Origin of the sequence: Streptomyces sp. NPDC085944, from assembly GCF_040686295.1 — a bacterium.
In the GTDB taxonomy this organism is placed as follows: Bacteria; Actinomycetota; Actinomycetes; order Streptomycetales; family Streptomycetaceae; genus Streptomyces; species Streptomyces salinarius.
In genome coordinates, this window is the sequence record NZ_JBFBJX010000013.1 from 1 (window position 1) to 25,038 (window position 25,038).

Below are 25,038 nucleotides of genomic sequence, written 5' to 3' on the forward strand. Positions count from 1 at the left end.
GTGGGGGGTGGGGGGGGCGAGGATGCCGCCCCCGCCCCCCCGGGGGCGGGCCCCCCGGTGGGGCCCCCGCGCCGGCGGGGGCGTACCGCCACGGAGACTTCATGGACAAGCACAACAGCGGTGGGCTGACCGCCGAGCAGACGGAGCGCGTCGTCGCCATCGCCATGGACCTGGCACGGGAGGGCGACACCGGGCAACTGGTGGAGTTCGTGACCCACGGGCTGCCGGTGGACGTGCGCGACCCGGCCGGCAACACCCTGCTCATGCTCGCCGCGTACCACGGTCACGCCACCACCGTTCAGGCCCTGATCGGGCACGGCGCCGACCCCGACCTGCGCAACGACAGGGACCAGTCCCCCGTCGCCGGGGCCCTGTTCAAGGGCGCCGACGACGTGGTGGCCGTACTGCGCGAGGCCGGCGCGGACCTGGACTCGGGCACCCCGACCGCGCGCGCCGCCGCGTCCATGTTCGGCCGGACCCACCTGCTGACGAGCTGATCCCACCACCGGGAGCCGCACCGCCCCCGCCTCCTAGCTCCGCACGTGCAGGCCGAAGCCCTGGCGGCCCGGCGCCTCCAGGCCCTGCTTCAGGCGCAGTGACGGGATGTCGTAGTCACCGAGGTTCTGGGGACGGAAGGCGATCGGCTCCGTCGTCTCCAGGGACAGCAGCCGCTCCCTCCACGCCTTGGCGGCGTCCTCGAAGCCGCCCTCGGTGAGCCGGTCGGCGCCGTGGAGCACGAACGGCGGCAGCACCTCCAGGCCGGGGTAGTACAGGATCCCGTGGTGGATCGGGAACAGCAGGTCCTCGATCGGGCCGTTGATCCCCCGGTCGGTGTAGTGGGACTCGGGGCCGCCGACCGTGACCGACAGGATCGCCCGCCGTCCCCGCAGCATCCCCTCCCCGAAGCGCTCGCCGTACCGGGTCTCGTCGTGCACTCCGACGCCGTACGCGAATCGGTGGGTGAACACGCGGTCCACCCAGCCCTTCAGGATCGCCGGCATCGTGTACCACCACAGCGGGAACTGGAAGATCACCGTGTCGGCCCACAGCAGCTTCTCCTGCTCGGCCGCCACGTCGGGCGTGAGCGCGCCGGCCTCGAACGCCCGGCCGGAGTTCTGCACCACCTGCAGCGGGCTCGTGGCATGCTCGCCGTAGTCCGCCGCGTCCACCACGGCCTTCCAGTCCATCGCGTACAGGTCGCTCACCCGCACCTCGTGTCCGCCGGCCTCGAGCGTGGACACGGCGAGGTCCTTCAGCGAACCGTTCAGTGAGCGCGGCTCCGGGTGGGCGTGGACGATGAGCGTCTTCATGGCTGTTCCCTTCGACGGCGTCGGTCGCCACCGATGTTCGGCCGGCCCGTCCGCGTTGTTCAGGGGCGCCGCTTCCGTCGGACGGGACTTCCTGGTATCGGCAGGGCCACCCTCACGCGCGGTGCCGGAGCCATACTGAGGGCCATGGACGATCTCGCGGGCTTCCTGCGCACCCGGCGCTCCCGGGTCGACCCCTCCTCCGTCGGTATCCCCGTCGACAGCCGTCGCCGTGTCGAGGGGCTGCGCCGCGAGGAGGTCGCTCACCTGTCCGGGGTCAGCGTCGACTACTACGTACGCCTGGAGCAGGGGCGCGCCACCCAGCCCTCCGAGCAGGTCCTCGACGCCCTCGCCCGGGTACTCGGCCTCGACGAGACCGAACGCGGGCATCTGGGCCGGCTCGCCTGCCAGCGCCGCCGCGCGAAGTCGCCCGGCGGACGCCTGCGCCCCGAACTGCTGCGTGTGCTGGACCTGGTCGCCGACGCACCCGCCTTGATCATGAATCACCGCCTGGACGTGGCCGCCGGGAACCGTCTCGCCGGGCTTCTCTACGGCCGTCGGCCGCAGGGGCTGAACACCGCCCGGCACATCTTCCTCGAGGAGACCGAGCGCGGCCTGTACGCCGACTGGGAGACCTGCACCCTGGACGTGGTCGGACACCTGCGTCTCGCGGCCGGCAAGTACCCCGACGACCCGCGCCTGGCCTCGCTCATCGGCGAGTTGGCGATGGGCAGCGACCGCTTCCGCCGCCTGTGGGCCCGCGCGGACGTACGCGCCCGCACCCATGGGCGCAAGGCGTACCGGCACCCGCTGGTCGGGCTGCTGGAACTGCACCAGGAGAACTTCGCGCTGCCGGACGAGTCGGGCATGGAGCTGCTGGTGCTGTCCGCGGCGCCCGGGAGTCCCACGGAGGACGGGTTGCGTCTGCTGGAGACGCTCGGCGGTGACGTCGCGCCCGGTACCGGGAGCCGGGCCTTCGGTCCCCACATGGCGTGATGCCGCGCCGGCTCGGGCCGTCCGCCGTGGCTTGATCCATCGGTGCGTGCGCGCAGGAGAAGCGGAAAGCGGGCGCCGAACTCGCCGCACTGAAAGGGGTGTGGCGCAAAGACATCCATGGGCTTTCACGAGTTCATTGATCAACTCCCAAAGCTTGACCATGAATTGCACACATTCCCTCTACACGGTGGCCGCGATGGTCTAGATTGACCGTGCTTCAGCTGTTCAGGCATGAGGCCACCAAGAATGATCTTTAGGTCGGGGGCAGGGGGGTCTGCTGCTACCACTGCGAGCTGTTCACGTTTCTGTGACACGTCCAGAACGCCGTGCGCGGGCAGGCGGGGGCCGCCCGTGGGGAGGAACAGCGCGGCGCGGGAGGCGGGGACCTCCCGAGGGGGAGGAACAGTGCTAGGCGAACACGTCGAACCACTGGGAACCTGGGGGGTTCTGTGCGGCAAGGGGGATTGGTCAGCGCGTTTCCGTCGACACGCGAGCAGCTGGCGGAGGGGGCCATCGACCGGCCCGCGATCGACTGGGAGCAGCGGTACCGCCGTACCGTGATCACCAGCGATACCGTGGCCACGGCCGTCGTGGTGGCGGGCATAGGAAATTTCTTCGGGGTTCGGGACGCGGCCAACTGGCACGAGAAGTGGGGAATTCTCGCGTTCGGCACCGAACTGCTGGTGCTGGGGGCACTGGCGGTCAGCCGGTCGTGGTCCCCGGCGGTACTCGGTCAGGGAGCCGAGGAATTCCGCCGGCTCGGACGCTCACTGTTCATGGCAACCGTCGTACTGGCGCTCGGCGGAATCGCCCTCACCTCGCGCAACATCAAATTGTGGATCTTCGTCGCCGTCCCCGCGATCGCGATCGTGACCATGATCGCGCGGTATCTGCTGCGTCTGTGGCTGCACCGGCAGCGCAAGGAGGGACGCTGCCTGAGACCGGTGCTCGCGGCCGGCAGTCCTGCCACCGTGCGCGACCTGATCACCCGCACCCGGCGTTTCCCGCACCTCGGTTGGCGGGTGGACGCGGTGTGCACCGACGGCGCGGAACCGGAGGACGGTGACCAACTGGACGGCGTGCCGGTCGTCGGTCCGCTGTCGGACGTCGCCGACCACGTCCGCCGCGACGGCTACCGGGTCGTCGCCGTCACCCCGGACCCGCACTGGTCACCGCACCGGCTGCAACGGCTGGCCTGGAACCTGGAGGGCAGCGACGCCGAGATGGTCGTGGCACCGGTGCTGATGGAGGTGGCCGGACCCCGGCTGCACGTCGACGCGGTGCTCGGGATACCGCTGCTGCGGGTCAGCATGCCGACCTTCACCGGAGGCCGCCGGGCGGTCAAGGCGGTCGTCGACCGGATGGGCGCGGCGATCCTGCTGACGCTGTTCATGCCGCTGATGGTGTTCGTCGCCCTGCTCATCCTGGTGGACAGCCGGGGCGGGGTGCTCTACCGCCAGCGCAGGGTCGGCAAGGACGGCCGCGAGTTCACCATCGTCAAGTTCCGCACCATGGTCGCCGGGGCCGACCGGGCGCGTGCCGCGCTGGCCGACCGCAACGAGGGCGCGGGCCTGCTGTTCAAGCTGCGCCGGGATCCACGGGTGACCCGGGTGGGCACGGTGCTGCGCCGGTACTCGATCGACGAGTTGCCGCAGCTGTTCAACGTGCTCACCGGATCGATGTCGCTCGTCGGTCCGCGACCGCCGCTGCCCGAGGAGTCCGCGGCCTACGGTCCGGACATCCGAAGACGGCTGCTGGTCAAGCCCGGCCTCACCGGCCTGTGGCAGATCAGCGGGCGCAGCGACCTGCCGTGGGAGGAAGCGGTCCGGCTGGACCTGCGGTACGTGGAGGACTGGTCGCTCGCCCTGGACACGGTGATCTTGTGGAAGACGCTCCGTGCGGTGCTGCACGGGCAGGGGGCCTATTGATGCGCGGTGGTCGTCGGACCGGCGTGCGGACGGCAGGCCGTCGGGGCCTGCCCGGGGGGAGGAACGGGTCATGAGGGTCAGTGTTTTCGGCCTGGGCTATGTGGGCTGCGTGTCGGCCGCGTGCCTGGCCGGCAAGGGGCACGAGGTCATCGGGGTCGACGTGAACCAGGTGAAGGTCGACCTGGTCAACGACGGCAAGGCCCCGGTGGTCGAGGAACGGATCGGCGAACTGATCGCCGAGGTCGTGGACAGCGGTGCGCTGCGCGCCACCCGTGACGTCCGCGAGGCGATCACGGACAGCGACATCTCCCTGATCTGCGTGGGCACGCCGTCGGAGCCCAACGGCAGCCTGTGCACGACCTACTTGGAGCGGGTCACCGAAGAGATCGGCGCCGCGCTGGCGGAGCGTGGCGGGAGCGGCGGGCGGCACACCGTGGTGTTCCGCAGCACCATGCTCCCGGGCACCTGCGCCAACCTGCTGATACCGATCCTGGAGAAGTACGTCGGCGGCACCGCCGGGGTCGACTTCGGGGTCGCGGTCAACCCGGAGTTCCTGCGCGAGGGCACCAGCGTGCGGGACTTCTTCGACCCGCCCAAGACCGTCGTCGGCGAACTCGACCCGGCGAGCGGCGACGCGGTGCTGGGGCTGTACGAGGGCCTGCCCGGCGAGGTGTTCCGGGTGCCGGTCTCGACGGCCGAGGCGATCAAGTACGCGGACAACGCCTTCCACGGCCTCAAGATCGGTTTCGCGAACGAGCTGGGTGCGGTGTACCGGGCGCTCGGGGTGGACTCGCACCAGGTGATGGACGTGTTCCTGGCCGACCGCAAGCTGAACATCAGCCCCGCCTACCTGCGGCCCGGCTTCGCCTTCGGCGGCTCCTGCCTGCCCAAGGACCTGCGCAGCCTGGTCCACGCGGCGCAGCGGGCCGACGTCTCGGTGCCCATCCTCTCCCACGTGCTGCCTTCCAACTCGGCGCACCTGGAGCGTGCGGTGGAGCTGGTGGAGCGCACCGGGAAACGCCGGGTGGGCCTGTTCGGGCTGTCCTTCAAACCCGGCACCGACGACCTGCGCGAGAGCCCGCTCGTCGAGCTGGCGGAGCGGCTCTTCGGCAAGGGCTACGACCTGAGGATCCACGACGCCAACGTGAGCCTGTCCCGGCTGCTCGGCGCCAACCGCGAGTACGTCGAGACCCGGCTGCCGCACCTCGCGCAACTGCTCGCGGACTCCGTCGACGAGGTCCTCGCGCACGCCGAGGTGTGCCTGGTCGGCACCAGGGACCCGGACGTGCTGTCCGCGCTCCCCCACGGCGCAGACCCGCTGCTGATCGACCTCATCCACCTTCCCGACGCCGACGCGCGCCGGACCGAACCGGGGTACATGGGCCTTGCTTGGTGACACGACGTCCGGCGGCGCGACCTCCGGCGACACCCCGCACACCGGCGGCGACGGCGACCGGCGGGGGCGGCGCGCGCTGATCCTGGTGGAGAACCTGTCGGTGCCCTTCGACCGGCGGGTGTGGCAGGAGTGCACGACCCTGCGCGACGCGGGCTGGACGGTGGACGTCATCTGTCCCCGGGGCACCAAGCGGGACACGGAGGCGGAGATCGAGATCGACGGGGTGCGCATCCACCGCTACCCGCTGCGGGCGGCCACCGGAGGACCGGCCGGGTACCTGCGGGAGTACGGGGCGGCGCTCTGGCACACGGCCCGGCTGGCCCGCAGGGTCGGACCGGTGCACGTGGTCCACGCCTGCAACCCGCCCGATCTGCTGTTCCTGCCGGCGCTGTGGCTCAAGCGGCGCGGCGCGCGGTTCGTCTTCGACCAGCACGATCTGATCCCCGAGCTGTACCTCTCCCGGTTCGGCCGCGGCAAGGACCTGCTCTACCGCGGCGTGTGCGCGCTGGAGCGGACGACCTACCGGGCCGCGGACATCGTGCTCGCCACGAACGAGAGCTACAAGGCCGTCGCGGTGCACCGGGGCGGACGGCGCCCGGAGGACGTCTTCGTGGTGCGCAGCGCGCCCGCCACCGACCGGTTCCAGCCGGTGCCGCCCGAGCCGGACCTGAAGCGGGGCAAGCCCCATCTGCTGTGCTATCTCGGCGTCATGGGCCCCCAGGACGGCGTCGACTACGCGCTGCGGGCGCTCGCGAAGCTGCGCGACGAGCTCGGACGGACCGACTGGCACGCCGTCTTCGTCGGCTCCGGTGACGCCTTCGAGGCGATGGTCGAGCTGTCCCGGTCGCTGGGGCTCTGCGACCAGGTGCAGTTCACCGGGCGCATCCCGGACGCCGACCTGGTGCGCTACCTGTCCACCGCGGACGTGTGCCTCTCCCCCGACCCGCGCAATCCGCTCAACGACGTGTCGACCATGAACAAGGTCCTGGAGTACATGGCGATGGGCCGGCCGATCGTCTCCTTCGACCTCCGGGAGGCGCGGGTCTCCGCCGGTGAGGCCGCCGTGTACGCGCCCGCCAACGACGAGGGCGCGTTCGCCGCACTGGTCGCGCAGTTGCTGGACGACCCGGAACGGCGGGCCCGGATGGGCAAGATCGGCGAGGAGCGGATCAACGGACAGCTGTCCTGGCGGAACTCGCAGGCGTCACTGCTCGCCGCGTACGCCGCCGCCTGCCGTACGGCGATCGACGCGGGGAGAAGGCAGCGCCGTTGAGTGACGACACGATACGCCTGGTCACGGTCGGGCGGATTCTCCGCAGGCGTCGACGGCTGCTCGCCGTCCTCGTCGTGGTGGGCGCCCTCGTCGGCTACGGCGTCTCGGTCCTGTTCCCACCGCGCTACACCGCGTCGGCCTCGGTCCTGCTGCCGGGGCAGTGGGAGCAGCGCGAACTGCTCACCCAGGTGGAGATCGCGACCAGTTCGTCGGTCGTCGACAAGGCGGGCGACGCGCTCCGCTGGAGCGACGTCGGCGACAAGGAACTGCGGGACAGGGTGAGCGCGAAGATCACCGACGGCAACATCATCAAGATCTCCGGGAAGGCCGACACCCCGGAGCGCGCGCAACGGCTCTCCGACGAGGTGGCCCAGCAGTTCGTGGCGTACGCGGCGCGCATCGCCACCGGCACCACCGATCCCGACGGTGCGACGGGGCCCGAGGCACTGCGGCAGCAGGTGGCGCGGACCAACCAGCGCATCACCGACCTCGCCAACGCGGCCGACCCCGGGCAGACGGTGGAGAGCGTGCAGGCCCGCACCGAGCTCGAGAAGCTGCGCACCGCGCTGCAGGATGCCATGCACAAGCTCGACGAGGCGGACCCCGCGACCAACAGGGCCGGCCTGGTCGTCATGGGCCCCGCCCCCCGGCCGACCGGCGAGGCGCCGCCGACCAGGTGGCAACTCGTCGGCGGCGGAGCGCTGCTGTTCTTCGTCCTCGCGATCGTCGGCCATCTCGCCGCCGCGCGGGTGAACCGGCGGCCGCGCTCCGAACCGGAGATCGCGGCGGCGCTGGGCGCGGCGCTGCTGGGGACCGTCGACGTAGCCGCCGAGCGGCGTGCGAGCCAGTCGAAGGCGCGCGGTGTACGGGCCCGCCTGGGGCGGCTGCTGGGCGTCGACACGCGCTGGGACCTGCCGGCCCCGCGGTCCTCCGGCGACGAGGCCGGCCGGCGGATCCGCTACCGGCGGGTGTGCGCCCGCCTGCGGGAGCGCCTGCCTGCGGCCCGGCGGGTGCTGGTCGTGGTCCCGGACGACGACGAGGTCGCCCGCCGGGCGGCCGGCCGGCTCGCCGCCGAGGCCGAGGGCGATCCGCTGCTGCGGGTGGTGGAGGTCTCGGTGTCCCGGCCGTTGGTGCCGGACCGCGATGCCGAGTCCGGCGCCCTGGTCGTGCTGAGCGCGGGCGTCCGGACCGCCGAGGAGCTCGCCGGTGTCGCCGGGGCGTGCGCGGACGGCGGGCACGAGGTCGTCGGCGTCGTCGTCGCCGGCGCCGTCCGGGCCCGGACTCCGGGGCCGGCCAACCGGCCCGTGGAGCCCGCCACCGCGGCGGCCGCGGTGCACGACCATGCGACGGGAGGTTCCGCATGACGACGCGTACGGACGCCGGTTCGTCGGCCTCCGCCCCGCTCCTCGACCTGCAGTCCCTGGTGGTGGCGGTGCGCAGGCGGCGCCGTCTGTGGGGCGCCCTGGCCCTGCTGGGGCTGCTGGCCGGTGCGGCCGTGGCGGTCCTGCTGCCGCCCCGGCCCGCGGCGGTGACCAAGGTACTGGTCGCGCACAAGGAGGACCAGCCCAACGACACGGGAACCCTGATCCGCACCGATGTCGAACTGCTGGCCACCTCAAGGATCGCCGAGCAGGCCCTGCGCACCCTCGGCTCCCGGGAGAGCCCGGAGGACTTCATGGAGGACTACCGGGGCACCGGCCTGACCAACAACCTGATGCGGATCGACGTGACGGGTGACAGCAACGCCGAGGCGGTGGCCCGGGCCAAGGCGCTGGCCGACGCCTTCGTCGCGGACCACGTACGGCGGATGCGGCAGTCCGCCGAGGCCGAGGCCGAGTCCCTGCTCGACCAGCGCGACCGCATGCGCAAGGAGCTCGCCGAGGTCAACGAGGCGATCGGGGACCGCTCACCGGACGACGACCCGAAGGCGTCGGCGAGCATCGAGTCCCTCTACGCCCGCCGGGCCGAACTCGACTCGCGGATCGCCGAGTTCGACCAGCGGGCTGCGGAGGCGCGCACCGGCACCCCGGAGGTCGTCGCCGGTACGCGGATCGTGGACGCCCCGCACGCGGTACGGCACTCGCTGTCCAAGGCGGTGGGCGTCGACGCCGCGATCGGGCTCGTCCTCGGGCTCGTCCTCGGGCTCGCGCTGGCCGCGGTCGGCGCGGTGGTGGCGGACCGTCCCGTGCTGCGCCGGGAGATCGCGGCGAACCTGGGCGCCTCGGTCCTCGCGGAGCTGCGCCGCGGGCCGCGCCGCAGGGCGGGGCGGTGGCAGCGCCGGCGGACCCGGGTGGCCCGCGAACGGCTCACCACCACCCTGGGCCGCATCGTGCGCGGCTCCCCCGAACCGGTGTCGCTCCTGGAACTCGGCTGTGCGCGCGCCGCCGCGGTGATCGCCCTGGACCTCGCCGGGGCGCTGGAGGCCGACGGGCCCGTGGCCGTCGTCGACGGCCTGCCCGGCACACAGCTCGCCGACAGCCGGCGGGGGTCCCCGGGGCCGACCGTGCTCAGCGGCGAACGTGCCGCGGCCGAACCGACCGGGGGGCGTCGGCTCGGCGTCGGCTCGGTGGCGCCCGGGACGGCGTGGACGGATCTGCGGTACCTCGGCGGTCGTACGGTGCTCGTCGTGCGGGCCGGGCACGGCAGTGCCGCCTGGCTGCACACCGTGGCGCGGCAGCTCGCGGACCAGCGCATCACGGTGATCGGCGTGGTGCTGATCGACCCGGATCCGCGGGACCGGACCGACGGCACCCTGTGGGACGTCCCGCGTCCGACGCCGCGCGGCATCGACGAACGGCCCGGGCGGGCGGGCAGGGGCACCTCCCGCGCCGTCCACGCGGTGGCGGAAGGGCGGCCGAGGACGGAACGACCGTCGATGTCGGCCGCGCGGGTCCCGGACAGCGACCAGGAGGCGCGGTAGCACATGTGTGGCATCGCAGGCACGTACCACTGGCCGGACGGCAAGGCCGTGACCGACCGGCTCACCGACGTCCTCGCCCACCGCGGTCCCGACGGAGCGGGCCGGTACAACCACCCCGCCGGGGACGGCGAGGTGCATCTCGGGCACCGTCGGCTGGCCATCCTCGACCTGTCCGGGACCGGCGCCCAGCCGATGGTGTCGGACGGCCTCGCCCTGACCTACAACGGCGAGCTGTACAACGCGCCCGCGCTCCGCGGCGAGCTGGAGTCCGCGGGGGTGGGCTTTCGCGGTACGTCGGACACGGAGGTGGTGCTGGAGGCCTGGCGGCGCTGGGGCACGGACTGCCTGCCCCGGCTGCGCGGCATGTTCGCGTTCGCGGTCTTCGACGAGCGCACGGGTGAGCTGGTGCTGGCCCGCGACCAGCTCGGCATCAAGCCGCTGTTCCTGCTCCGGCGCGGCGGGGGCCTGGTGTTCGCCTCCGAACTCAAGGCGCTCGCCGCGGTGACCGGCGGGAAGCTGGAGGTGGACCACGCGGCGCTGGTGGCGTCGCTGCTGTACTACTGGGTGCCGGACTCGCGGTGCGCGTTCCGTGAGGCGGAGAAGCTGCCGCCGGGCAGCTGGCTGCGGTGCCGGCCCGACGGCCGGGTGGAGCGCGGCCGGTACTGGAACCTGAAGGACGTCGCCGCCGAGGGCCGGGAGCGGGCCCGCGGCGGCGAGCTGCCGGACCTGGCGGCCGTCGTCGAGGAGTCGACCCGCCACCACCTGCTCTCCGACGTGCCCGTGGCGACCTTCCTGTCCGGCGGGCTCGACTCCAGCTATCTGACCGCGCTGGCGGCCCGTCACCGGCCCGGGATCTCCGCCTACACCATCGGGTTCCGCGCCGAGGACGCCCGGTTCGAGGCGATGCCGGACGATCTGCGCTACGCCCGGCAGGTGGCCGCGCGGTTCGGCGTCGAGCTGCACGAGATCGAGATCGCCCCGGACGTGCTGGAACTGCTGCCACGGATGACGTACCACCTGGACGAGCCGATCGGCGACCCTGCCGCGATCAACACCTTCCTGATCTGTTCGGCCGCCCGGGAGGCCGGGGTCAAGGTGATGCTCTCGGGGATGGGCGCCGACGAGCTGTTCGCCGGTTACCGCAAGCACCTGGCCAACCTGCTGGCGCTGCGCTACCAGCGCGTCCCTCGGCCGCTGCGGCGCGGGGTGTCCGCGGCGGTGGACCGGCTGCCGGTCGCGACGAGCCGCCGGGGACTGCGGTCGGTGCGCTTCGCCAAGCGGTTCCTCTCCTTCGCCGATCTGCCGGAGGAGACCGCGTTCCGGCGCAGCTACACCATGTACGACCGGGAGGAGCTGCTGGGCCTGATCGACCCGGATCTGGCGGGGACGGTCGACGAGGTGCTGACCGAGCACGCGGACGTCTACGCGGACAACGACCTCGACGACTTCGTGAACCGCATGTGCCTGGGCGACGCCCGGATGTTCCTGCCGGGTCTGAACCTCGCCTACACGGACCGCTCCAGCATGGCCGCGTCGACCGAGGTGCGGGTGCCGTTCGTGGACGTCGAGGTGGTGAAGGCGGCGTTCGCCGTGCCCGGTGACCGCAAGATCGTGGGCCGGCAGGGCAAGGCCGCCCTCAAGGAGGCGGCCACCTCGATTCTGCCCAGGGAGATCGTGTACCGGCCCAAGGGCCTGTTCAGCGCCCCGCTGCGGGCCTGGATGAGCCGGGACCTCGCGCCGCTGGTGCGCGAGGTGGTCAACGACGGGGAGCTGGTCCGTTCCGGGTTCCTGCGCCGGGACGCGCTGCGGCGGCTCGTCGCCGAGGACGCCGCCGGGCAGCGGGACTTCTCCAAGCACCTGTGGCACGTACTGACCCTCGAGTACTGGTATCGCGGCGCGATCTCCGGGGAGGGCCGGAACACTTCGTCGGCCGCGTAGGGGTCTCCCGGCGCGGACCGGCACACGGACAACGGGCACGGGCAACCGGCACAGAGACAAGAGGACTTCGGGTGAAACAGGTCGTACAGAACTACAAGAGCGGCGAGTTGGCGCTGCTCGACGTGCCGGTGCCGGGCTGCAAGCCGGGCGGCGTGCTGGTGCGGACCGCCTACTCGCTGATCTCCACCGGCACCGAGCTGATGAAGGTGTCCGAGGCCGGCATGTCGATGCTGGGCAAGGCGCGCTCCCGGCCGGACCAGGTGGCCAAGGTCGTGCAGAGCGTCGCCACCAACGGGGTGCCCGCCACCTATCGCAAGGTGATGGGCAAGCTGGACTCCTACACGCCGCTGGGCTATTCGCTGTGCGGGGTGGTCGAGCAGGTCGGCGCCGGGATCGACGACGTGAAGGTCGGCGACCTCGTGGCCTGCGCCGGCAACGAGCACGCGCTGCACGCCGAGCTGAACTGGGTGCCGAAGAACCTCTACGCCCCCGTGCCGGACGGTCTCGCACCCCGGGACGCGGCCTTCGGCACCGTCGGGTCGATCGCCCTGCAGGGTGTGCGGCAGGGCGAGTCGCGGCTCGGTGAGGTGGCGCTGGTCGTGGGGCTGGGGCTGATCGGGCAGCTGGTGGTGCAGCTGCTCGCCGCCTCGGGAGTCCGGGTGGTGGGCGCGGATCCCGACCCGGTGCGCTGCGAGCTGGCCGAGCGGCTGGGCGCGGCGGCCTGCGGGGACCCGGCGTCCCCGGCCGTGGAGAGTGCCGTGGCCGAACTCACCGACGGTCACGGCGTGGACCAGGTGTACCTGGCCGCCGGGGGCGGCAGCAACCAGCCCGTCGAGCTGGCCGCGCGGCTGTGCCGGGACCGCGGCCGGGTGGTCGACATCGGCAAGTGCCGCCTGGACCTGCCGTGGAACGCGTACTACGAGAAGGAACTCGACGTACGGTTCTCCCGCTCCTACGGCCCCGGGCGCTACGACCCGGAGTACGAGCTGGAGGGGCGGGACTACCCGATCGGGTACGTGCGCTGGACCGAGCGCCGCAACCTGGCGTGCTTCCTCGATCTCGTCGCCCGCGGCCGTGTCGACGTGGCGCCCCTGATCTCCCACACGGCCGCCTTCGACGACGCCGTCGAGACGTACCGGCGCCTCAAGGACGGCGACCTGAAGGCCGTGGCCGTGCTGTTCCGGTACCCGGAGCAGGCCGACGGGGCGGGAACACCGGCCGAGGCGCCCGCGGTGACGGTGCCCGCCGTGCGGGCGAAGCGGAGTCAGGCGCGCGCGGCGGGGACACCGGTGCGTCTCGCGTTCGTCGGCGCGGGGAACTACGCGAGCTCGATGCTGCTGCCGCACCTGGCCGGGCGCGACGGCGTCGAGCTGTCGACGGTCGTGACCACCACGGCGCTGTCCGCGGCCAACGCCCAGCGGAAGTTCGGCTTCGCCGAGGCCACCACCGACCTCGACGCGGTGCTCGGCGACGCGTCCGTCGACGCGGTGTTCGTGGTCACCCGGCACAGCTCGCACGCCGAACTGACCCGGAAGGCGCTGCTGGCGGGCAAGGCCGTGTTCGTGGAGAAGCCGCTGGCGCTCACCGAGGAGGAGCTGGCCGGGGTGCTCGCGGCGGTGGAGGAGTCCGGCAACGACCGGCTGCAGGTGGGCTTCAACCGCCGCTTCGCGCCGCTGCTGCGGGAGGCACGGCAGCGGCTCGGCGACCGCACCGGGCCGGCGAGCCTGCGCTACCTGGTCAACGCGGGCCGCCTCGACCACGGCAGCTGGTACCTGAGGCAGGACACCGAGGGTTCGCGGTTCGCCGGTGAGGGCGGGCACTTCGTCGACACGGCGAGCTGGCTGCTCGGCGCCGACCCGGTCTCGGTGTACGCGGTCGCCGCGTCCGGCAACGAGGACCTGCAGGTCGTGCTGGGCTACCCGGACGGGTCCACCGCCACCGTCAGCTATGTCACGACGGGGGCGGCCGGCTTCCCCAAGGAGAAACTGGACCTGGTCGCGGACGGCAGGGTGTTGCAGCTCGACGATTTCGTCCGCACCTCCGTCTACGACGGCCGCAAGCGGTGGGTCAGTTCGCGGCTGCCCAAGGCCCGGGACAAGGGCCAGTCGGCCGAACTGGCCGCGTTCGTCAAGGCGGTGCGCACCGGCGGCCCGATGCCGGTGCCGCTCGAATCACTGGTGGCCACCACGGCGGCCACGCTCGCCGTCCGGTCCTCGCTGGCGGCCGGCGCTCCGGTGACCCTGGCGGAGGCGCGGTGACCCTGGGCACGGGCTGGTACCTGCGACGGCTGTCCCGGATGGGCCCGCGCGAGGTCGGCGGACGGGTGGGCGACGCGGTGCGCAGACGCCGGTGGCGGTCGGCGCCGCCCCTCGCCCCTGGTGCGACCGGCGCCCGGTTCACCGCGGTGCTGCCCGCCGGGGCGGTCGCCGCGGTGCCGACGGACGCCGTGAAGCGTCTCGTCGCCGAGGCGGACCGGCTGATGGCCGGGCACGCCGAGTACTTCGGCGTGCCCCGCGACGACCTGGCCGACCCGGACTGGTGGTACGACCCGAAGACCGGCCGCCGGGCTCCGGGCGGCTACGCCTTCGACGTGCCGTACCGCGACGAGGACGCGGCCGGTGACATCAAGCAGATCTGGGAGCCGTCCCGGCACCAGTACCTCACCGTGCTCGCCGCCGCCTACGCGGTCACCGGGAACGAGCGGTACGCCGAGCGGGTGGCCGAGCACCTGCGCTCGTGGTGGTCGGCCAACGCGCCGCTGCGCGGGGTGCACTGGATCAGCGGCATCGAGCTGGGGATCCGGCTGCTGTCCTGGGTGTGGATCCGCCGGCTGCTCGACGGCTGGCCGGGCGCGGCCGCCCTGTTCGAGGAGAATCCGGTGGCGCGGAAGCAGGTCTGGCACCACCAGCGCTGGCTGGCGGGCTTCCCCAGCCGGGGCTCCTCGGCGAACAACCATGCCGTCGCCGAGGCCGCCGGGCAGTTCGCCGCCGCCTGCGCCTTCGGGTGGTTCCCCTCCTCGGCGCACTGGCGGGACGACGCGCTGCGGTCGCTGGAGCGGCACCTGCGCGGCAACACGTTCCTGTCCGGTCTCAACCGTGAACTGGCCACCGAGTACCACGGCCTCGTGCTCGAACTCGGCCTGGCCGCGGTGGCGGAGGCGGACGCCGCCGGTGTGCCGGTTCCCGCGACGGTCCGGCTGGTGCTGCTGCGGATGACCGACGCGCTCGCCGCCGTCGTCGACGACCGGCTGCGGCCGCCGCGCCAGGGGGACGCCGACGACGGACACGGCCTGGTCGTGGACGGTGCGGGCACCGACCGCTGGGCCTCGCTGCTGGCCACCGGGCACGCCGTGTTCGGCGCGCTGCCCTGGTGGCCGACGGTGACCGGCACCGATGTGCGCACCCCGCTGCTGGCCGCGCTGATCCGGCCGTACGCGAAGGAGGGCACCGGCCCGGCCGTGGCCCGGCCGGCGAGGCGCCCGGCCCACTTCGCGGACGCCGGGCTCACCGTCCTGCGCGGCCCTGGGGGGATCTGGTGCCGCTGCGACGGCGGCCCGCACGGCTTCCTGTCCATCGCCGCCCACGCCCACGCCGACGCCCTGTCGGTGGAGGTGCGGCACGACGGGGTCGACGTGCTCGCCGACCCGGGGACGTTCTGCTACCACGGGCAGCCCGAGTGGCGGCGGTACTTCCGCTCGACCCTCGGCCACAACACCCTGGAGCTGGACGGCGCCGACCAGTCCGTGCCGGGCGGCCCGTTCCTGTGGACGCGGCACGCCCGCAGCCGCGTCCTGGCCTGGGACACGTCCGACGCCGAGGTGTCGCGCTGGTGCGCCGAGCACGACGGGTACGGGCCGTCCGTGCACCGCCGCCGGGTGGAGATGAGGGCCGGGACCCGTGAGGTGCGGGTGGTGGACGAGGTGCGCGGCCCGCGGCGGGCCGTGCGGCTGGCGTTCCACCTCGGTCCGGCGGTCTGCGCCGCTCTGGAGGACCGCCGTGCCGTGCTCACCTGGCGGCGGGACGGCGAGGAGCAGGGCGCGGTCCTCGACCTGCCCGGCGAGCTGTCCTGGCGGGCGCATCGCGGGGAGACCGACCCGCCGCTGGGCTGGTACTCCCCCGGCTTCGGGCGCAAGGAGCCCGCCACCACGCTGGTCGGCACCGGCTTCACCGACGGCGCGCGGGAGTTCACGACCGTGCTCGGGTTTCACGACCGGTAACACGAACCAGGAAAAGGAAGGGGGGAGGACGTATGGAGATCATGTGGAGGGATCGGGTGCGGTCGGCCGCGGCGCCGCTGGCACTGGCAGTGGCACTGCTGGTGACCGGCTGCGACGGCGCACCGGACGATCCGGCGCCGAAGCCGTCCACGTCGTCGTCCTCCTCGTCCGGTGCGAAGTCCGTGGCACGGGTGTGCGAGAAGCCCGCTCCCGGACCGGCCGAGGCACCCGGGTCGGCGGTGACCGTCGACCCGGCGGTCGCCGGCGACCTGGCCGCCAAGACCCGCAACAGCCCCGCACACACCACTTTCTGGCTCCTGCCGGGCAAGCACCGGCTCGAGTCCGACCGCTACTCCCAGGTCGTCCCCAAGGAGGGGAACCGGTACATCGGCGCGCCGGGCGCGGTGCTCGACGGTCGCGGGACCAACCAGTACGCGTTCGGCGGCACCGCGCGCGACGTCACCATCGGCCATCTCACCGTGCAGAACTTCGCCGCACCGCACGACGAGGGCGTGGTCAACCACGACTCCGCCGACGGGTGGGTGATCGAGCACGCCACGATCCAAAACAACTCCGGCGCCGGACTGATGGCCGGCGACCGGCAGGAGGTCCGCGCCAGCTGTCTGCGCGACAACGGCCAGTACGGCATGAACGCGTACAAGGGCGACGGCGTCATCAACGACCTGGTGGTCGAGGGCAACGAGATCACCGGCAACAACACCGGCGACTGGGAGCGCAGGCGGCCCGGCTGCGGCTGCACCGGGGGCATCAAGTTCTGGGCCGTCCAGGGCGCCGACGTCCGGGGCAACTGGGTGCACGGCAACCGCGGGACCGGCCTGTGGGCGGACACCAACAACAACGACTTCCTCATCGAGAACAACGTGCTGGAGTCCAACGACGGTGCCGCGCTGATCTACGAGACCAGCTACAACGCGGTCGTCCGGAAGAACACGATCCGGCGCAACAACTGGGTCGAGGGCCGCGAGAACACCGACGGCGGCGACAACTTCCCCTACGCGACCGTCTACATCTCCGAGTCCGGCGGCGAGCCGCGGGTCGAGGCCCGCACGGACAGGATCGAGATCCACGCGAACCTGCTGGAGGACAACTGGTCCGGTATCACCCTGTGGGAGAACGCCGACCGGTTCTGCAACAGCCCGGCCAACACCTCGTCCGGAGACTGCACGTTGCTGGTCGAGGACACCGACCGCTGCGCGCGGCCGGGCATCACCAAGGCGCCCCTGTACGCCGACTGCCGGTGGAAGACCCAGCGGGTGGACATCCACGACAACCGCTTCGTCCTGGACAAGACCGTCGTCGAGTGCACGGACGGCTGCGACCGCATGGCGCTGCTGGCCAACTACGGCACCTACCCGGACTGGTCCCCGTACCAGGGCGAGAAGGTGGCCAAGGCCGTCACGCACCTGCAGGACAACCGCTGGCACGACAACGTCTACGTCGGACCGTGGCGGTTCGTCGCCCACGACCCGAGCCGGGTCCTCGACTTCGAGACGTGGCGGGCCGCGCCCTACCGGCAGGACGCCGGCAGCACCTTCCGTGCGCGAGGAGGTGACTGAGATGGACGCGGACGCGAACCGCACGCCGAAACCGGTCGGGACGGTCTGGGGACTGCTGATCCTCAACACGCTCGGTTCCACGGGGGCAGAGACCGTCGTCCCGCTGCCCCGCTCGCTGATCCAGATGGTCACCATGGGCGCGCTGGCCGTCGCGTTCACGCTGGCGCTCGCGCTCAATCTCCGGCTGCGGGTGCGTCCCAGCGCCTACCTGCTCCTGCTCACCCTGCTGCTGATGCCGAGCGTGATCTCCAGCGCCGACCTGCAGTCCGGGTTCGGCGCGCTGTTCCGCTGCGCCCGGATGGCTCTCTTCGTCGGCACCCTGTGGCTGCTCAGCCGCTGGTGGGACGGCGGCACCACGTTCGTGCGGCAGCACATCCGGTGGTACTTCGTGGTCCTGTGCTCGGTGGCCGCCGGGGTGCTCGTCTCGCCGGGCGCGGCCCTGCCCGACCTCTACGGCGGGCGGCTGGTCGGCGCGCTGTGGCCACTCACCCCGCCGCAGATCGGGCAGTACGCCGCGGTGATCATCGGGCTCTCCGTGCTGCTCCTGCTCAGCGGCCGCACCGACCGGCGCAGCGCGGCCCTCGTGATCGTGCCCTCGCTCGTCCTGCTGCTGCTGACCCACACCCGTACGGCCACGCTCGGTCTGCTCGTCGGTCTGGCGCTCGCGATCGGCTCGCTCACCCTGACCAGTGCCGCCGCCCGCCGGTTCTTCTCCTGGGCGGTGCTCACCGCGGCGGTGGCCGCGGTGGTGTTCGCCTCGGCGCTCCAGGCATGGTTCCTGCGGGGGCAGAGCGAGGAGAACTTCAGCAACCTCACCGGCCGGGCCAAGGTCTGGGACGCGCTGCTGGCGGCGCCCCGGACGACCGGGGAGAAGGTGTTCGGCATCGGCCTGGGCGACAAGTCGTTCGACGGGCTGCCGATCGACAACAGCTGGCTGGCCGTCTACCACGAGCAGGGCCTGATCGGCGTCGCCCTGGTGGCGGCGGTCTTCGCGGTGCTGGGCGGCGTCGCGCTGCTGCGGCCCCCGTCGCCGGCGAGGGCCTGCGCGATCTTCCTGATCAGCTACTGCGCCCTCGCGTCGTACACCGAGGCGGGCCTCGGCGACGCCTCGCCGTATCTGCTGCACCTGGCCGTGGCCGCCTCCCTGCTGACGGCACCGGCCCCGGCCGCGCCCCTGACGGCCACCGAACTCCCTCGGCGCCGCGTCCCGCGCTGGGCCCGCACCTCGGAGGTGTCCTGAGCATGCACGTCCTCGTGGTGCACAACCGCTACAACTCGGCCCAGCCGAGCGGCGAGAACAACGTCGTCGACCAGGAGGTGGCGCTGCTGCGCGGCGCCGGCCACCGGGTCGGGGTGTTCGAGCGACGCAGCGACGACATCGCCGGCCGGTCCCTGCCCGGCAAGGTCGCGGTGCCGCTCCTGGTGCCGTGGAATCCGGCGGTCCGCAGGGAGCTGGCCGCCCGGTTGCGTGCCGAGCGGCCGGACGTGGTGCACGTGCACAACGTCTTCCCGCTCCTGTCGCCCGCGGTACTGGCCGCCTGCGCCGACGCGGGCGTGCCCGCCGTGGCCACGCTGCACAACTACACGCAGGTCTGCCCGCCCGGCACGCTGCAGCGCGAGGGCCGGTCGTGCACCGAGTGCGTCGGGGCGGCGGCGCCGCTGCCGGCCGTACGGCACGGCTGCTACCGGAACTCGCGGCTGGCGACGGTGCCGCTCGCGGTCGGCCTGGCGGTCAACCGGCGGCGCTGGTGGTCCGGGGTGGAGCGGTTCTTCTGCATCTCGGCGGCGCAGCGCGACGTCCTGGTGGCAGCGGGCATGCCGGCCGAACGGCTGGCGGTGAAGCACAACTTCGTGCCCGAGCCGGACGCCCGCCGCTCGGGCACGGGAGAGCACGTGCTGTATCTGGGCCGGCTCGCGGAGGCCAAGGGCGTACGGCTGCTGATGGCGGCGTGGGACGAGGTCGCCGCGGGCGGCGGGGTCGGGGTGCCGCTCGTCATCGCCGGCGCGGGGCCGCTGGAGCGCGAGGTGACCGCGTGGGCGGCGGGCCGGGACGACGTGCGCCATGTCGGCCTGTACGACCCGGAGCAGTGCCGTCGGGCGGTCGCGCGTTCGGTGGCCGTGGTGGCGCCGTCGACATGGCTGGAGGCGTTCGGCCTGGTGGTCGTGGAGGCGATGGCGGCGGGCGTTCCGACCGTCGCCGCCGGACACGGCGCCTTCGTGGAGCTCGTCGAGGACGGGGTGACCGGCTTGCTGCACCGGCCGGGCGAGACGGCCTCGCTCGCCGCGTGCCTGCGCCGGATCACGGCGGAGCCGGACCGGAACCGGCGGATGGGCCTGGCGGCCCGGCGCCGATACGAACAGGGTTTCAGCCCGGCCGTCGGGCTGGAGCGCCTGGTGGAGGGGTACCGCGCCGCGATCGCGGGGCGGTCGGCGAAGGCTCGCGGCGGGGACACCCCCGCGGGCAGGGGGGATGGGGGCAGGAGATGACACGATGCCGACTCTGCGGCTCGGCGGCGATGGAGAGCGTCGTCGACCTGGGAGCGACGCCGCCGTGCGAGAGTTTCCTCGCCGCGGACCAACTGGACCGGCCGGAGCCGGCGTACCCGCTGCACCTGCGGGTGTGCACCGACTGCTGGCTCGCGCAGATACCCGCGCTGATCACGCCGGAGGAGACGTTCACGCAGTACGCGTACTTCTCCTCCTACTCGACCTCCTGGGTGGAGCACGCGCGGACGTTCGTCACCGGTGCCGTGGAGCGGCTGGGCCTCGGCCCGGACTCCTTCGTGGTGGAGGTCGCGAGCAACGACGGGTATCTGCTGAGGCACCTGGTGGACCGCGGGATCCGCTGCCTGGGCGTCGAGCCGTCGGTGAACGTCGGGGCGGCGGCGCGGGAGGCGGGCGTGCCCACGCTCACGGAGTTCCTCAGTCCGGACACCGGCGCGGGGGTGCGCGCCGAGCACGGTCCGGCAGACCTGGTCGTGGCCAACAACGTGTACGCGCACATCCCGGACGTCGTCGGCTTCACCAAGGGGCTGCGTGCCCTGGTCGCCGACGACGGCTGGGTCTCCGTCGAGGTGCAGCACCTGCTGACGCTCATCGAGGAGAACCAGTACGACACGATCTACCACGAGCACTTCCAGTACTACACGGTCGCCTCCGCGATCCGGGCGCTGGCCAGTGGCGGACTGGCGCTCGTGGACGTCGAGTTGCTGCCCACGCACGGCGGTTCGATCCGGCTGTGGGCCCGCCCGGCCGAGGTGGCCGGCGAGCCGAGCGGGCGGGTGGCCGACGTGCTCGACCGGGAGAAGGCGGCCGGGCTGCGCGAACTGTCCGGGTACACCGAGTTCTCCGCCCGGGTGGCCAAGGTGCGCCGGGACCTGCTGCGGTTCCTGATCGAGGCGGCCGAGCGGGGCGAGACGGTGGTGGGCTACGGCGCCCCGGGCAAGGGCAACACCCTGCTCAACCACTGCGGCGTCCGGCCCGACCTGCTCGCGTACACGGTCGACCGCAACCCGTACAAGCACGGCAGGTTCACCCCCGGCACCCGCATCCCGATCCTGGCGCCCGAGCGGATCGCCGCCGACCGTCCGGACTACGTCCTGGTCCTGCCGTGGAACCTGCGGGCCGAGCTGGTCGAGCAGCTCTCCTTCGTGCACGAGTGGGGCGGCCGGCTGGTCTTCCCCATCCCGGAACTGAGCATCGTCGAGGCCGCGTCCCGAGAGGTCACAGCATGAAGGTCGTCCTGTTCTGCGGCGGTTACGGGATGCGGATGCGCGAGGGCGCGTCCGACGACGTGCCCAAGCCGATGGCGATGGTCGGTCCGCGGCCGCTGATCTGGCACGTGATGCGCTACTACGCGCACTTCGGGCACAAGGAGTTCATCCTGTGCCTGGGCTACGGGGCCCATCACATCAAGGACTTCTTCCTCAACTACGAGGAGACGACGTCCAACGACTTCGTGCTCCGGGGCGGCCGGACCGAGCTGCTGTCCACCGACATAGCCGACTGGACGATCACGTTCGCGCAGACCGGTATCGAGTCGCCGATCGGGGAGCGGCTGCGCCGGGTGCGGCACCATCTGGACGGCGACGAGATGTTCCTCGCCAACTACGCCGACGTGCTCACCGACGCACCGCTGCCCGAGATGATCGACTCCTTCGCCCGGCGGGACGCCGGTGCCTCGATGATGGTGGTGCCGCCGCAGTCCTCCTTCCACTGCGTGGACCTCGGCGAGGACGGCCTGGTGGGGGGCATCACGGCGGTGAGCGACCTGCCGCTGTGGGAGAACGGCGGCTACTTCGTGCTCCGCCAGGAGGTCTTCGACCACATACCGGAGAACGGGGACCTGGTCGCCGACGGCTGCACCCAACTGGCCAAGCGCGGAAGGCTGGTGGCGCACCAGCACCGCGGCTTCTGGAAACCGACCGACACCGTGAAGGAGCGGGCCGCGCTGGACGCCGCCTACACCCGGGGCGAGCGTCCGTGGGCCGTGTGGGAGCGGGACGACGCCGAGGCGCGTGCCGGGGTGAGGACCGCGTGATCGGGCTCGCTGCCGGGCGCCCGGACCGGGTCGTCGCGGTGGGCGCGCACTGCGACGACATCGCCATCGGCGCCGGCGGCACCCTGCTGACGCTGTGCCTGGCCCGGCCGGGGGTGCGCGTCGACGCGCTGGTGCTCTCCGGCGGTGGCGGCGAACGGGAGCAGGAGGAGCGGGCCGCGCTCGCCGCCTTCTGTCCGGGCGCCGACCTGCGGCTGACCGTGCTCAAGCTGCCGGACGGCCGGATGCCGGCGCACTGGGAGGAGGCCAAGGCCGCGGTCGAGGAGCTGCGCGGGCGCACGGAGCCCGACCTGGTGCTGGCCCCGCGCACGGACGACGCGCACCAGGACCACCGCGGCCTGGCGAAGCTGATGACGACCGCGTTCCGCGACCATCTCGTCCTCCGCTACGAGATCGTCAAGTGGGACGGCGATCTGGGCCGCCCGACGGCCTACCAGCCGCTGTCTCAGGACGTCGCCGAACAGAAGGTGCGGCTGCTGCAGGAGCACTACCCCTCGCAGCGGCACCGGCCCTGGTACGACCGGGAGGCCTTCCTCGGGCTGGCCCGGATCCGCGGCATCGAATGCCACGCGCGCTACGCCGAGGCGTTCGACGTCGCCAAACTCACTCTCAACCTGGGGGGTTGAACCACTTTGCGCGTACTGCTCACCGGACACCAGGGCTACCTGGGCACCGTGATGGCCCCGGTCCTCACGGCCGCCGGACACGAGGTCGTCGGCCTCGACGCCGGCCTGTTCGCCGACTGCGTCCTGGGCCCGGTGCCCGACGACCCGCCCGGCCGCCGGGTGGACCTGCGGGACATCACCGCCGAGCACGTGGCCGGGGTGGACGCGGTGATCCACCTGGCCGCGCTCTCCAACGACCCGCTGGGCTCACTGGCGCCCGAGCTCACCTACGACATCAACCACCAGGCGTCCGTACGACTGGCCCGGCTGGCCCGGGACGCCGGGGTGCAGCGCTTCCTGTACGCGTCGACGTGCTCCGTCTACGGCGCCGCGGGCGGCGGCGGGCTGGTGACCGAGGACGCGCCGCTGCGCCCGGTGACGCCGTACGCGGAGTCCAAGGTGCGGGTGGAGGACGACCTGCACGCGCTCTCCGACGGCGACTTCAGCCCGGTGTACATGCGCAACGCCACCGCCTTCGGCTTCTCGCCCCGGCTGCGCGCGGACATCGTGCTGAACAACCTGGTGGGACACGCCCTGTTGTCCGGTGAGGTGCTGGTGCTCTCCGACGGCACCCCGTGGCGGCCCCTCGTGCACGCCGCCGACATCGCCCGGGCCTTCACGGCCGCCCTTCAGGCCCCGCGCGAGGCGGTGCACGACCGGGCGTTCAACATCGGCAGCGAGGTCAACAACGTGACGGTCGCCGAGATCGCCGAGGAGGTGGCCGCGGCGGTGTCCGGCTCGAAGGTGGTGATCACCGGGGAGACGGGGGCCGATCCGCGCTCGTACCGGGTGGACTTCTCCCGCTTCCGTGTCGCGATCCCCGGCTTCGACTGCGAGTGGACGGTGAAGCAGGGCGCGCTCGAACTCGCCGACGCCTACCGCAGGCACGGGCTGACCCGGGAGAACTTCGAGCAGCGCTTCACCCGCCTGGCCGTACTGCGCGAGGCCTCCGCGACCGGCGCCGTCGACGACACCCTGCGGTGGCGCCGATGACCCGGCCCGGAGAGGAGATGTACGCGCTGGTGGAGCGGATGTACCCGCTGTGCCGGAGCATCACGGGCGACGGTGTGCGCGCGACCCTGCGGATCGTCGACGAGTACATCCCTCTGCACGTGCACGAGGTACCGACCGGGACCCGGGTGCTGGACTGGACGGTGCCGCAGGAGTGGAACATCCGGGACGCGTACGTCGCCGACGGCACGGGCCGCCGGGTCGTCGACTTCGCGGCGTCCAGCCTGCACGTGCTCGGCTACAGCGTGCCGGTGTCGGCGACGATGCCGCTGGCCGAGCTGCGTGAGCACCTGCACACCCTGCCGGACCAGCCGTCCCTCGTGCCGTACCGCACGAGCTACTACCGGCCGGAGTGGGGCTTCTGTCTGGCCCAGGAGACCCTCGACGCGCTGCCCGAGGGCGACTACGAGGTCCGGATCGACTCCACGCTGGCGGACGGCCACCTCACCTACGCCGAGCACGTGGTCCCCGGGCAGGTGCCCGAGGAGGTGATCGTCTCCTGCCACGTCTGCCACCCGTCGCTGGCCAACGACAACCTGGCCGGCGTCGCGGTGGCCGTGTTCCTGGCCCGGGAGCTGGCCGAGCGGCAGCCGTACTACACGTACCGGTTCATCTTCGCGCCCGGCACCATCGGGGCGATCACCTGGCTGGCCCGCAACCGGGAGCGGGTGGACCGGGTCAAGCACGGCCTGGTGCTGGCCTGCGCGGGCGACCCGGGGCAGCTGACGTACAAGCAGAGCAGGCGCGGTGACGCGGAGATCGACCGTGTCCTGCGGCACGTACTGAACGACTCCGGACGCCCGCACCGGATCACGGAGTTCACGCCGTACGGCTACGACGAGCGGCAGTACTGCTCGCCCGGGTTCGACCTCGGTGTGGGCTCGCTCACCCGGACCCCGTACGCGGGCTACCCCGAGTACCACACGTCGGCCGACAACCTGGACTTCGTCTCCCCGGCGGCGATGGCGGACACCCTCGCCGTCTGCCGTGAGGCGTTCGGCCTCCTCGACCGCAACCGGCGGTACGTCAACCTCAGTCCCTACGGAGAGCCGCAGTTGGGGCGGCGCGGGCTGTACGACTCGCTGGGCGGTCGCAGCGACGCGAAAGAGGCCCAGATGGCCGTGCTGTGGGTGCTGAGCCTCTCCGACGGCGAGCACAGTCTGCTGGACGTGGCCCAGCGCTCGGGGCTGCCGTTCGACACCGTCGCCGCCGCGGCCGAGGCCCTGCGCGGCGCCGGGCTGATCAAGGCATGA

19 protein-coding genes are annotated in these 25,038 nt (G+C 72.6%); 18 read left to right on the plus strand and 1 reads right to left on the minus strand.

All coding sequences use genetic code 11. The features are described from left to right. The first annotated feature begins 101 nt into the window (after window positions 1-101). Window positions 102-497, plus strand: a complete 396-nt coding sequence (locus AB0P07_RS24460; RefSeq protein ID WP_365553942.1) for an ankyrin repeat domain-containing protein — start codon at window positions 102-104, stop codon at window positions 495-497. A 33-nt stretch (window positions 498-530) separates the two neighbouring features. Here the strand turns inward: AB0P07_RS24460 and AB0P07_RS24465 are convergent, their stop codons facing one another. Then, window positions 531-1,310: an NAD(P)H-dependent oxidoreductase gene (locus AB0P07_RS24465; RefSeq protein ID WP_365553945.1), complete on the minus strand. Its 780-nt coding sequence runs from the start codon at window positions 1,308-1,310 to the stop codon at window positions 531-533. Between the two features lie 144 nt (window positions 1,311-1,454). On the opposite strand from AB0P07_RS24465, the gene AB0P07_RS24470 reads away from it, so the two are divergent. From AB0P07_RS24470 to AB0P07_RS24550, 17 genes are all read left to right on the plus strand, one after another. Further along, window positions 1,455-2,303 carry a helix-turn-helix transcriptional regulator gene (locus tag AB0P07_RS24470; protein WP_365553948.1) on the plus strand — a complete coding sequence of 283 codons (849 nt, stop codon included), beginning with the start codon at window positions 1,455-1,457 and terminating at the stop codon, window positions 2,301-2,303. A 464-nt stretch (window positions 2,304-2,767) separates the two neighbouring features. After that, the gene (locus tag AB0P07_RS24475; protein WP_365553951.1) at window positions 2,768-4,231 is read left to right on the plus strand and encodes a sugar transferase; all 1,464 of its coding nucleotides are present in this window, start codon (window positions 2,768-2,770) and stop codon (window positions 4,229-4,231) included. Window positions 4,232-4,301: 70 nt separating this feature from the next. After that, window positions 4,302-5,627 (plus strand): nucleotide sugar dehydrogenase, encoded by a 1,326-nt coding sequence (locus AB0P07_RS24480; protein ID WP_365553954.1) that lies wholly within the window; start codon window positions 4,302-4,304, stop codon window positions 5,625-5,627. Next, the gene (locus AB0P07_RS24485; protein ID WP_365553957.1) at window positions 5,617-6,900 is read left to right on the plus strand and encodes a glycosyltransferase family 4 protein; all 1,284 of its coding nucleotides are present in this window, start codon (window positions 5,617-5,619) and stop codon (window positions 6,898-6,900) included. The genes AB0P07_RS24480 and AB0P07_RS24485 overlap by 11 nt, the downstream gene beginning before the upstream one ends. After that, window positions 6,897-8,264 carry a Wzz/FepE/Etk N-terminal domain-containing protein gene (locus tag AB0P07_RS24490; protein WP_365553960.1) on the plus strand — a complete coding sequence of 456 codons (1,368 nt, stop codon included), beginning with the start codon at window positions 6,897-6,899 and terminating at the stop codon, window positions 8,262-8,264. Before AB0P07_RS24485 ends, AB0P07_RS24490 begins: the two co-directional genes overlap by 4 nt. Then, entirely contained in the window at window positions 8,261-9,820 is a 1,560-nt protein-coding gene (locus AB0P07_RS24495; RefSeq protein ID WP_365553963.1) for a Wzz/FepE/Etk N-terminal domain-containing protein, read from the plus strand. Before AB0P07_RS24490 ends, AB0P07_RS24495 begins: the two co-directional genes overlap by 4 nt. A 3-nt stretch (window positions 9,821-9,823) precedes the next feature. Continuing rightward, a complete protein-coding gene (asnB, locus tag AB0P07_RS24500) occupies window positions 9,824-11,758 on the plus strand; it encodes an asparagine synthase (glutamine-hydrolyzing) (RefSeq protein ID WP_365553966.1) in 1,935 nt (644 codons plus the stop codon). 71 nt (window positions 11,759-11,829) lie between these two features. After that, window positions 11,830-14,016 carry a bi-domain-containing oxidoreductase gene (locus tag AB0P07_RS24505; RefSeq protein ID WP_365553969.1) on the plus strand — a complete coding sequence of 729 codons (2,187 nt, stop codon included), beginning with the start codon at window positions 11,830-11,832 and terminating at the stop codon, window positions 14,014-14,016. Beyond that, entirely contained in the window at window positions 14,013-15,974 is a 1,962-nt protein-coding gene (locus AB0P07_RS24510) for an alginate lyase family protein (protein ID WP_365553972.1), read from the plus strand. Before AB0P07_RS24505 ends, AB0P07_RS24510 begins: the two co-directional genes overlap by 4 nt. Window positions 15,975-16,015: 41 nt before the next feature. Beyond that, complete coding sequence (locus AB0P07_RS24515) at window positions 16,016-17,551, plus strand: right-handed parallel beta-helix repeat-containing protein (protein ID WP_365554563.1); 1,536 nt, start codon at window positions 16,016-16,018, stop codon at window positions 17,549-17,551. A 1-nt stretch (window position 17,552) separates the two neighbouring features. After that, a complete protein-coding gene (locus AB0P07_RS24520) occupies window positions 17,553-18,791 on the plus strand; it encodes an O-antigen ligase domain-containing protein (protein WP_365553974.1) in 1,239 nt (412 codons plus the stop codon). A 2-nt stretch (window positions 18,792-18,793) separates the two neighbouring features. Continuing rightward, window positions 18,794-20,038: a glycosyltransferase gene (locus AB0P07_RS24525; protein WP_365553977.1), complete on the plus strand. Its 1,245-nt coding sequence runs from the start codon at window positions 18,794-18,796 to the stop codon at window positions 20,036-20,038. Next, window positions 20,035-21,285, plus strand: coding sequence for a class I SAM-dependent methyltransferase (locus AB0P07_RS24530; RefSeq protein ID WP_365553980.1), 1,251 nt, complete (start codon window positions 20,035-20,037; stop codon window positions 21,283-21,285). Before AB0P07_RS24525 ends, AB0P07_RS24530 begins: the two co-directional genes overlap by 4 nt. Beyond that, window positions 21,282-22,091, plus strand: coding sequence for a glucose-1-phosphate cytidylyltransferase (locus tag AB0P07_RS24535; RefSeq protein ID WP_365553982.1), 810 nt, complete (start codon window positions 21,282-21,284; stop codon window positions 22,089-22,091). The genes AB0P07_RS24530 and AB0P07_RS24535 overlap by 4 nt, the downstream gene beginning before the upstream one ends. After that, entirely contained in the window at window positions 22,088-22,735 is a 648-nt protein-coding gene (locus AB0P07_RS24540) for a PIG-L deacetylase family protein (protein WP_365553986.1), read from the plus strand. The genes AB0P07_RS24535 and AB0P07_RS24540 overlap by 4 nt, the downstream gene beginning before the upstream one ends. 6 nt (window positions 22,736-22,741) lie before the next feature. Beyond that, a complete protein-coding gene (locus AB0P07_RS24545; RefSeq protein ID WP_365553989.1) occupies window positions 22,742-23,767 on the plus strand; it encodes an SDR family oxidoreductase in 1,026 nt (341 codons plus the stop codon). Next, window positions 23,764-25,038, plus strand: a complete 1,275-nt coding sequence (locus tag AB0P07_RS24550; protein WP_365553992.1) for a DUF4910 domain-containing protein — start codon at window positions 23,764-23,766, stop codon at window positions 25,036-25,038. Before AB0P07_RS24545 ends, AB0P07_RS24550 begins: the two co-directional genes overlap by 4 nt.

Excerpts from the sequence above, each read along its gene's own strand:
- AB0P07_RS24470 (WP_365553948.1), top strand. The coding sequence starts at position 1,455 with ATGGACGATCTCGCGGGCTTCCTGCGCACCCGGCGCTCCCGGGTCGAC.
- AB0P07_RS24530 (WP_365553980.1), top strand. The coding sequence starts at position 20,035 with ATGACACGATGCCGACTCTGCGGCTCGGCGGCGATGGAGAGCGTCGTC.
- AB0P07_RS24460 (WP_365553942.1), top strand. The coding sequence starts at position 102 with ATGGACAAGCACAACAGCGGTGGGCTGACCGCCGAGCAGACGGAGCGC.
- asnB (WP_365553966.1), top strand. The coding sequence starts at position 9,824 with ATGTGTGGCATCGCAGGCACGTACCACTGGCCGGACGGCAAGGCCGTG.
- AB0P07_RS24520 (WP_365553974.1), top strand. The coding sequence starts at position 17,553 with ATGGACGCGGACGCGAACCGCACGCCGAAACCGGTCGGGACGGTCTGG.
- AB0P07_RS24535 (WP_365553982.1), top strand. The coding sequence starts at position 21,282 with ATGAAGGTCGTCCTGTTCTGCGGCGGTTACGGGATGCGGATGCGCGAG.
- AB0P07_RS24495 (WP_365553963.1), top strand. The coding sequence starts at position 8,261 with ATGACGACGCGTACGGACGCCGGTTCGTCGGCCTCCGCCCCGCTCCTC.
- AB0P07_RS24550 (WP_365553992.1), top strand. The coding sequence starts at position 23,764 with ATGACCCGGCCCGGAGAGGAGATGTACGCGCTGGTGGAGCGGATGTAC.
- AB0P07_RS24525 (WP_365553977.1), top strand. The coding sequence starts at position 18,794 with ATGCACGTCCTCGTGGTGCACAACCGCTACAACTCGGCCCAGCCGAGC.
- AB0P07_RS24480 (WP_365553954.1), top strand. The coding sequence starts at position 4,302 with ATGAGGGTCAGTGTTTTCGGCCTGGGCTATGTGGGCTGCGTGTCGGCC.
- AB0P07_RS24465 (WP_365553945.1), bottom strand. The coding sequence starts at position 1,310 with ATGAAGACGCTCATCGTCCACGCCCACCCGGAGCCGCGCTCACTGAAC.
- AB0P07_RS24515 (WP_365554563.1), top strand. The coding sequence starts at position 16,016 with ATGTGGAGGGATCGGGTGCGGTCGGCCGCGGCGCCGCTGGCACTGGCA.